This window comes from Acinetobacter sp. AOR18_HL (assembly GCF_027855145.1).
Lineage (GTDB): Bacteria > Pseudomonadota > Gammaproteobacteria > Pseudomonadales > Moraxellaceae > Acinetobacter > Acinetobacter pittii.
The window spans coordinates 1-8,843 of the sequence record NZ_JAKTIG010000034.1 but is presented as its reverse complement, the minus strand read 5'-3'; the positions used below and the strand labels follow the sequence as shown (position 1 = coordinate 8,843).

6 protein-coding genes and 2 pseudogenes are annotated in these 8,843 nt (G+C 36.2%); 3 read left to right on the top strand and 5 right to left on the bottom strand.

The window, feature by feature from the left end; all coding sequences use genetic code 11:
- The coding region (locus MKL51_RS11055; RefSeq protein ID WP_079396101.1) for an IS30-like element ISAba125 family transposase at positions 1 to 938 on the bottom strand (938 nt) is incomplete at its 3' end.
- A gap of 726 nt (positions 939 to 1,664) precedes the next feature.
- Positions 1,665 to 2,816 carry an alpha/beta fold hydrolase gene (locus tag MKL51_RS11050; protein ID WP_032005341.1) on the bottom strand — a complete coding sequence of 384 codons (1,152 nt, stop codon included), beginning with the start codon at positions 2,814 to 2,816 and terminating at the stop codon, positions 1,665 to 1,667.
- A 434-nt stretch (positions 2,817 to 3,250) separates the two neighbouring features.
- On the opposite strand from MKL51_RS11050, the gene gltS reads away from it, so the two are divergent.
- Positions 3,251 to 4,486 (top strand): sodium/glutamate symporter, encoded by a 1,236-nt coding sequence (gene gltS, locus MKL51_RS11045; protein WP_002115276.1) that lies wholly within the window; start codon positions 3,251 to 3,253, stop codon positions 4,484 to 4,486.
- A gap of 194 nt (positions 4,487 to 4,680) precedes the next feature.
- Positions 4,681 to 6,516: a monovalent cation:proton antiporter-2 (CPA2) family protein gene (locus tag MKL51_RS11040; protein ID WP_032005343.1), complete on the top strand. Its 1,836-nt coding sequence runs from the start codon at positions 4,681 to 4,683 to the stop codon at positions 6,514 to 6,516.
- Between the two features lie 67 nt (positions 6,517 to 6,583).
- Here the strand turns inward: MKL51_RS11040 and MKL51_RS11035 are convergent.
- From MKL51_RS11035 to MKL51_RS11025, 3 genes and pseudogenes are all read right to left on the bottom strand, one after another.
- Positions 6,584 to 6,952 (bottom strand): annotated as a pseudogene (locus tag MKL51_RS11035) (SDR family NAD(P)-dependent oxidoreductase); the annotation flags it as partial.
- A 30-nt stretch (positions 6,953 to 6,982) separates the two neighbouring features.
- A complete protein-coding gene (locus MKL51_RS11030; RefSeq protein WP_017386491.1) occupies positions 6,983 to 7,384 on the bottom strand; it encodes a DoxX-like family protein in 402 nt (133 codons plus the stop codon).
- A gap of 198 nt (positions 7,385 to 7,582) precedes the next feature.
- A pseudogene (locus tag MKL51_RS11025) lies at positions 7,583 to 7,852 on the bottom strand (TetR/AcrR family transcriptional regulator); the annotation flags it as partial.
- Positions 7,853 to 7,905: 53 nt separating this feature from the next.
- Between MKL51_RS11025 and MKL51_RS11020 the strand changes: the two are divergent.
- Positions 7,906 to 8,843, top strand: a 938-nt coding sequence (locus MKL51_RS11020; protein ID WP_079396101.1) for an IS30-like element ISAba125 family transposase, incomplete at its 3' end; no start/stop codon positions are given.

Below are 8,843 nucleotides of genomic sequence, written 5' to 3'. Positions count from 1 at the left end.
TTTCTAGGACGAGTATTCAGTGACATGGCAACTTGATTTAAATAATGCTGATCTGCCTGATTTAAATCAATCCCTTTAGGTAAATATTGCCTAATTAAACCATTCATATTTTCGCATGTGCCTTTTTGCCAAGGTGAATGTGGGTCACAGAAATATACATCTATGCCTAAATCTTCTTCGAGTATTTTATGTTCTGACATCTCGCGTCCACGGTCATAGGTCAACGTTTTACGCAGTTCTGCAGGTAAATATTTCAGAGCTTCAGTTAAAGCCTTGCGCACTGATTCTGCCTTTGCATCAGGTAATGTTGCCAAGATACAGAGCCGTGTATTTCGTTCAATAAGTGTTGCTATCGAACTTTTATTGTCTTTACCTTTAATTAAATCAGCTTCCCAATGACCCGGTATTTTTCTTTCTTGAACTTCGGCTGGGCGCTCATGAATAGTTTTAATATCCTGTAATATAGAATCTTTTTTAGGTTCACCGTTAGCTTTTCGCTTTTTATTTTCATGACGCAGACAGGATAATAAGTCTTTTTTCAACTCACCCTTGGGTAATGCTCGTATCGTTGAATAAATCGTTGTATGGCTTACATTCATTGTTTGATCCAAATCAGGAAATGTCTTTAAACGCTTTGCTATTTGCTGAGGAGACCATAAACAACGGATCGCTTCAACAATAAATTTCCAGAGGATTGAATCGATTTTGAGTTTTCTGTGACCACGTCTACGTCTAGCGAAGGTGTTATCAGAAGCATATCGAGCTTGATAAACGTCATTGATGCTATTTCTTTTAAGCTCACGATAGATCGTACTAGGATGTCTTTTAATGAGTTCAGCAAATTTTCTGGCTGAAAAGCCTTCTTTTCTTGACTCAAGCATTAATGCAGTACGATCTTCAAAGTTAAGATGATGGTATGACAATTTTATATACTCCATAAACCCTTTAAATTAATTAGGTGGTTTATGTCGCACTTCAAGTTTTACTCTGCCTTCCTCTGTTTCCAGAGGAAAGATAGTACATATTAATTTTTGAGATTCTTTTTCTATTATTAAGAGTTTTTATATTAATAAAGATGACTTTATCATTTTCTCCAGATCTCTTTATTAATATTCAGCTTTCTATTTAATAGTAAAGAGTGCTTATATGTACTGAAATTAATTATAAGAAAAACAATCATTTGAGTTGTAAGCTTTGGCTTACATAATTGTGAGAGATTGCCTACATTTGTATAAATAATGATCAAATTTTACAAAATTAAATTTACAAAAAAATTTATTTAACAATAACTTAAGTAAATATATTGTTTAGATGAGCTTTACATAAATAACAAAAAGTAACATCAATTTTAAGAGATACTTTTCTTAAAATTTATAAATATTAATAAGAGAAAATTAATTTATTTAAAAAATTTTAACATTTGATAAAATATTGTTTTATTAAATTGTATTTCTAATAAATAAAATTTATGTGTTGAAGGATTTTTAATGTGATTAATAGTGAGGAAATTATATTTATATTTTTGTGTCATCTAGTAATGAGCTGCTTTTGAATTATGAGAAAAAACTACTGCAATATAAATAAAACTAGAATATCAGACTTATAAAATTTAAATTTTGGCCAGCATAGAACTGACTACACTGGCTTTACTGCTTTTGAATTAATTATTCTGAACGAGTAGCTAACCAAGTACTTACTTCTGGCCAGACCGTAGTGGGTGCTTGACTACCAGAAACTACGCCCATATGACCACCTGGTACCACCTTGAATGTTTTGTCTTGGCTACTAATTAAATCCATGAGTGGTTTAACAGCATCAGCTGTGACAATAATATCTGTGTTGCCACCAATAGCTAACACAGAGCATTTAATATCTTTTAGATAGGCGGTAAGTTCACCAAATTTAACTACACCTTTAGACAGTTCATTATCAATCCAGAAACGGAGAATAATATCGCGCATGACACCGCCCGGATAGGCCAGCATATTATCGATAAATGAACTTGAGGTTGCATGATCGACAATAAACTCTCGGTTATCTAGATTTTTAAAAAGTTCCCAATATGTTTTCAAATTTCCAATCGGATCCGTTAATTTAAAGCCAAGCGTGTTTTGCCAGCCATGAATATGAAATGCTTCACTTGGTACATGATGGCGAATACGAAATGGCGTATGTTTGCGAACCCATTCTGCGGGTTTGGTAAGACTACCGTATAGTTTCCCCATATAACCTGCTTTGTGTGTGTCGATAGGGGAAGCGAGAATAATTAGATTTTTAATATCTTTATCTTTAAACAATGCGGTATAGCAGAGCGAAAGCGCGCCGCCCAAACTCCAACCATGTAAAGAAAGCTGTTGCTGACCGCTGTGTAGGCGAACTTGCTTTAACATCTCTGGCATGAAAACTTTAATATAAGTACCGAAGTTATATTTTGCTTGGTGCCGAGTCGGGATGCCCCAGTCAATTAAATAGACATCAAAACCTTGCGCTAAAAAATAGCGTACAAAGCTACGCGTAGGGAACAAATCGTAAATGAGCATGTTCACTGCTAATGGAGGAACAATAACTAAAGGTACACGGTGTTTATGTGTAGATAAGCTAGTCTCATTTTTATAATGGCGTAAGGTAATGATTTCATGCTTATGAATCACATCAAATGGGGTTTTTCCTGATAAGGCAATTTGAGGGCCTCTGAAAAAGAGATCTGATGCATTGATCAGCATGTGAGGTATTTTTTGACCAGCACGTGTCTGAAGAGATTTTTTAATAGATTGTAGCTGTGGAACGTTCTGACGAACTTTAAGCAATAAACTCATTGAATATAAAACCTATAAAGATGTTGCCCAGAACAGTAAAGAGCTGGTCTTTGAAGGATATTAAAGTGAATGATGCAGAAGTTCAGTGACCCAAAAGACAGGATTTTTCTTTAAATGTATCAAGTTAGAGCTTAGCTTAGCGCAATATACTGTTGCTTAAAAAAAGAGTAATAAGATTGAGGCAACCAGATGTCTTGATTTCATCACTCGAGCATTAAAACTTTTAAAAAAATTAATTCTCAAAGCAAGATAGAAATTTAGGAGAGGGTACATCATGATTTTTTACTAAATACTTAAAACAATATTTTGATTTATATAGTTATTTTTAAATAAAGATGGTTTTTGTAAAGTTTGTTTGTGTTTTTTTTAAATAATAAAAAATAAAATATAATTATTTTACAATCCATTAGGAATGTAATCAGAAAGTAGCATATATGGAATTTGTTTTTAATGGTTTTTATACACTAATTTCGGCGGTTATCGTCTTATTGTTGGGCCGCTTTCTTGTTAATCGAATTGATTTTTTAAAACGTTATAATATCCCTGAACCTGTAGCTGGTGGTTTGGTTGCTGCTGTAGTTTCTTTACTTGTCCACACTTTGTGGGGGTATAGCATTGTTTTTAGTAGCGAATTACAAACCAGCTTTATGCTCGTGTTCTTTGCTTCAATTGGTTTAAGTGCCAATTTTATGAAGCTTAAAGAAGGTGGTACTGCTTTAGTCATCTTCTTAATTTGTGTTGCATCATTCATTGTTGTGCAAAATGCTGTTGGTATGAGCCTTGCGACATTATTGGGTCTTGACCCACTTATTGGTTTGATTGCAGGTTCAATTACCTTAACAGGTGGTCATGGTACAGCTGGCGCATGGGGTGAAATTTTAGAAACCCAGCATGGTATTCAGGGTGCTTTAGCATTAGGTATGGCGAGTGCGACCTTTGGCTTGATTATTGGTGGTGTGATTGGTGGGCCGTTAGCGAAATTACTCATTAATCGTTACAGTCTTGCTCAACCAAAAACCAATGCTGAAATCCAAAATCGCGACACACATCTTGAACAAAATTCAGATGACCTTGCTCCGTTTGAAAACCCGCATCAAGTCCGTTTAATTACTGCCGATAATGCAATTACTACACTGGGTATGTTTGCAGCATGTTTAGCGTTTGCTGAATTTATGACTGGCTTTAGTAAGGGAACGTGGTTTGAGTTACCAACTTTCGTTTGGGCACTCGGTGGCGGTGTAATCTTAAGAAATATTTTAGAAAGCGTGTTGAAAATTGATATTTTCGACCGCGCGATTGATGTATTTGGTAACGCGTCTTTGTCGCTTTATTTAGCAATGGCATTGCTTTCATTAAAGCTTTGGCAACTTGCCGACTTAGCTGGTCCGCTTGTAGTTATTTTAGGTGCGCAAACCATTACGATGGCTTTATATGCGGCATTTGTGACGTTCCGCGTCATGGGCAAAAACTACGATGCAGCAGTATTAGCAGCAGGTCATTGTGGTTTCGGTATGGGTGCAACACCAACAGCCGTGGCAAATATGCAAGCCATTACTAATATGTATGGTCCATCGCATAAGGCTTTCTTGATTGTTCCGCTTTGTGGCGCATTCTTTGTCGACTTAATTAATGCGACAGTCATTCAGCTCATGCTGAAATTTATTGCCTAATATAAAAAAAGCCCGTTAGGGCTTTTTTTATGGGTGTTTGTCCATGAGTATTTGATTTCTATTTATAGGCTCAATTTTTATTTTCGGATGACTTAAATCATTTAATTTTTAGGATGCTTTTTCTCAAAACTAATAATCGCCCTTAAACCTCGTTTCACATAGAATAAATTGCAGATAAATAAAATGAGAAATGTATGAGCTCAGAAGCACATTCAATTAGCTTGGTTGCCCCTGTGGTTTTATTGGCGGCTGCTGTCATTGCAGTTCCTATTTTTAAACGTATTGGTTTAGGTTCAGTACTTGGTTATTTAATTGCGGGTCTAATTATTGGCCCATTCGGTTTTGCTTTTTTTCAAGATTCCACCGCAATTTTGCATATTGCCGAGTTGGGAATTGTGATGTACCTCTTTGTGATTGGTTTGGAAATGCAACCCTCACATTTGTGGAGTCTTAGGCGCGAAATTTTTGGCCTTGGTACGCTACAGATTATTATTTGCGCGCTGGCTTTGACTGGCGTTGGGCTGTTATTTGGCTTTACATGGCAAGTTGCTTTTATTGGTGCGGCAGGGTTCGTCTTAACCTCGACTGCGATTGTGATGCAGTTATTGGGTGATCGGGGGGATTTGACTCAACCCCGAGGACAAAAGATTGTAGCCATCTTACTATTTGAAGATTTACTCATTGTGCCATTGCTGGCTATTGTTGCTTTTATGGCACCGAATCATGTGGTCGAAAGCACATCGGTACGATTAGAAAATATAGGAATTGGTTTACTCGCAATTGCAGGGCTTATTGCGGCAGGGTATTGGTTACTTAACCCATTATTTAGACTATTGGCCGCTGCTAAAGCCCGAGAAGTCATGACTGCGGCGGCTTTATTGGTGGTGTTGGGTGCAGCGTTACTGATGCAAGTCAGCGGTTTGACTATGGCGATGGGTGCTTTTTTGGCGGGTGTACTTTTATCTGAATCGACCTTTAGACATCAAATTGAAGCGGATATTGAACCATTCCGAGGAATATTACTGGGCCTGTTTTTCCTTGGGGTCGGTATGTCATTGGACTTATCGGTAGTTGCTCAAAACTGGCAACTTATTGTGAGTGGTGTAATTGCCCTAATGCTTGTCAAAGCGCTCATGATTTATATGGTCGCCCGAGTAACGAAAAGCTCTCATACTGAAGCGTTAGACCGCGCTTTACTTATGGCTCAAGGTGGAGAGTTTGCCTTTGTACTTTTCTCGGCTGCGCTAAGTGCACAAGTTATTGATAGTATCGTTAAATCTAACTTAACCGCCATTGTTGTGCTTTCAATGGTGTTGACCCCAATAGTCGGTATTATTTTCAAACGTTTTACTCAAGCAAAAACGAAGGTTTCATTAGAAAACATCGACATTGCTGACGGGCTAAGCGGTAGTGTTTTAATGATTGGTTTTGGGCGCTTTGGACAGGTTACTAGTCAATTATTATTAGCAAGAGGTGTCGATGTCACCATTATTGATAATAATACCGACATGATTAGAAACGCCGAAAAGTTTGGTTTTAAAATTTATTATGGCGATGGTTGCCGTCTAGATATTCTGCATGCGTCTGGCGCCGCAACAGCACAAGCGATTGTGGTGTGTGTAGATAGCAAGGAAACGACCAATAGAATTGTAGAACTCGTGACCCATGAATTTCCTTTGGCAAAATTATTAGTCCGTTCATATGACCGTGAGCATTCACTGCATTTAGTTAAACAAAAAGTGGACTTTATGATTCGTGAAACGTTTGAATCTGCAGTTAAGTTTGGCGGTGTGATTTTGCAAGAACTGGGTGTAGATGAAGACGAAGTAGAAAGAATTACCGAGGAAATTCGAGATCTCGATAATGAGCGTTTTGAAACTGAAATCGCTGCAGATGACGTCAATGCGGGAGCAGGTATGCAATATACACATACTCATCATCCAAGACCAACTGCGCCATTGATTCGACCAAAACAAGAAGGGCGGATTTTAAATAAAGAAGATACTTCAGAGAATGAGGGTGTGGATTAGTCATAAAGCTCAGTAAGAGTTTTTTAGAAAAGCTTTTACTGAGCATTTTTATTGGTGGAAGTACCTAAGTGCCCAAAATATTAGTTGAAACGGCTGCATTTAATTCATCTGGCTGAAGGTCAATAAACTCTTTCGTTGGGTGGCAGCTGCCTGCGTTATTAATCCACACATTTACTTGTCCAAAATGCTGAATTGCTCCCTCCCATAAGGCTTGTAAATCTGCAATTTGTGTCACATCACAGCATGAACCAATAAATTTTTCTTTACTAAAATGATTTTCTAGGTGAGTGAGAGCATGCTTAAGATGCTCCGCGTTTCGTCCAGCGATGACAACTGAACATCCCAGATCTAAAAAAGCGTGGGCGAGTGCTAAACCTATACCTTTTGTGCTTCCAGTGATGACTACGCAGCCAACTTCACGACTAGATAAACTCATTGAAATCTCTAAATTTTTTTAAAATTAACGCTATTGAGCAGCTTTATGAAAATGAGTTGTTTGCTCTTTTAATAAAAGCAAATAGATAATTGATAAACTTATCATCGAAATATTCATTACGATAGGGTTATAAGGCGAGATAAGTGTAGAAGGTTTTAAAAAACCAATTAAGAATAGTAAACCGAATAAACCTAAAATACTTAAATAGTGAATATATTTATGAGTATAAAAAAGAAACAATAAACCAAAAATAATTTCAGCTATACCGCTCGCGCGCCCTGCAAGTTTTGCATACTCAAAAGAAAGTCCGATGGTTTGCCATACAAATATTTCATCAGAGTTAATAAAAATTAGTTTAGGAACCAGTCCTTGATAAAACCACAAGAAAGCGAGCATAAAGCTTATAAATTTTAATGCTTTAGCATTATCCATTAAGATTCTCTAAAAGATTGAAATTTCAATTTTGATCATTGCGATTATTATGTTTTGATTTAATTTATTCTTCAATAGCTAATAAGACTAGCTAGTTTTTTTAATCATTTCTTATGGTTGTTTTTTAACATTAATGTAGGGATATGATAGGAAAATTTTATATTAAAACATAGGAGAAATACTCCTATGTTTTTAATTTTATGGTTCACTAACTAATCTTGATATATTTTTTAAAAGTATATTTCTTAGAAATTGTTTATAGCATTCATCTGTATTTTTGTTTGAATGTTGAACTAAATAACCGTTGAGCTGTGTAATTATAATTATGGCTCTTTCTTTGTATTCTTCTGATGAGATTTTATTATGAATAGGGAGTATAATTTTATATATAAGTTCAAAATTATACTTTTGTATCATTGATAAAGAATCATATACATAGGGTAAGTGATCTGAAATAGAAAATACCTGGCAGAGTAAAACTTGAAGTGCGACATAAACCACCTAATTAATTTAAAGGGTTTATGGAGTATATAAAATTGTCATACCATCATCTTAACTTTGAAGATCGTACTGCATTAATGCTTGAGTCAAGAAAAGAAGGCTTTTCAGCCAGAAAATTTGCTGAACTCATTAAAAGACATCCTAGTACGATCTATCGTGAGCTTAAAAGAAATAGCATCAATGACGTTTATCAAGCTCGATATGCTTCTGATAACACCTTCGCTAGACGTAGACGTGGTCACAGAAAACTCAAAATCGATTCAATCCTCTGGAAATTTATTGTTGAAGCGATCCGTTGTTTATGGTCTCCTCAGCAAATAGCAAAGCGTTTAAAGACATTTCCTGATTTGGATCAAACAATGAATGTAAGCCATACAACGATTTATTCAACGATACGAGCATTACCCAAGGGTGAGTTGAAAAAAGACTTATTATCCTGTCTGCGTCATGAAAATAAAAAGCGAAAAGCTAACGGTGAACCTAAAAAAGATTCTATATTACAGGATATTAAAACTATTCATGAGCGCCCAGCCGAAGTTCAAGAAAGAAAAATACCGGGTCATTGGGAAGCTGATTTAATTAAAGGTAAAGACAATAAAAGTTCGATAGCAACACTTATTGAACGAAATACACGGCTCTGTATCTTGGCAACATTACCTGATGCAAAGGCAGAATCAGTGCGCAAGGCTTTAACTGAAGCTCTGAAATATTTACCTGCAGAACTGCGTAAAACGTTGACCTATGACCGTGGACGCGAGATGTCAGAACATAAAATACTCGAAGAAGATTTAGGCATAGATGTATATTTCTGTGACCCACATTCACCTTGGCAAAAAGGCACATGCGAAAATATGAATGGTTTAATTAGGCAATATTTACCTAAAGGGATTGATTTAAATCAGGCAGATCAGCATTATTTAAATCAAGTTGCCATGTCACTGAATACTCGTCCTAGAAA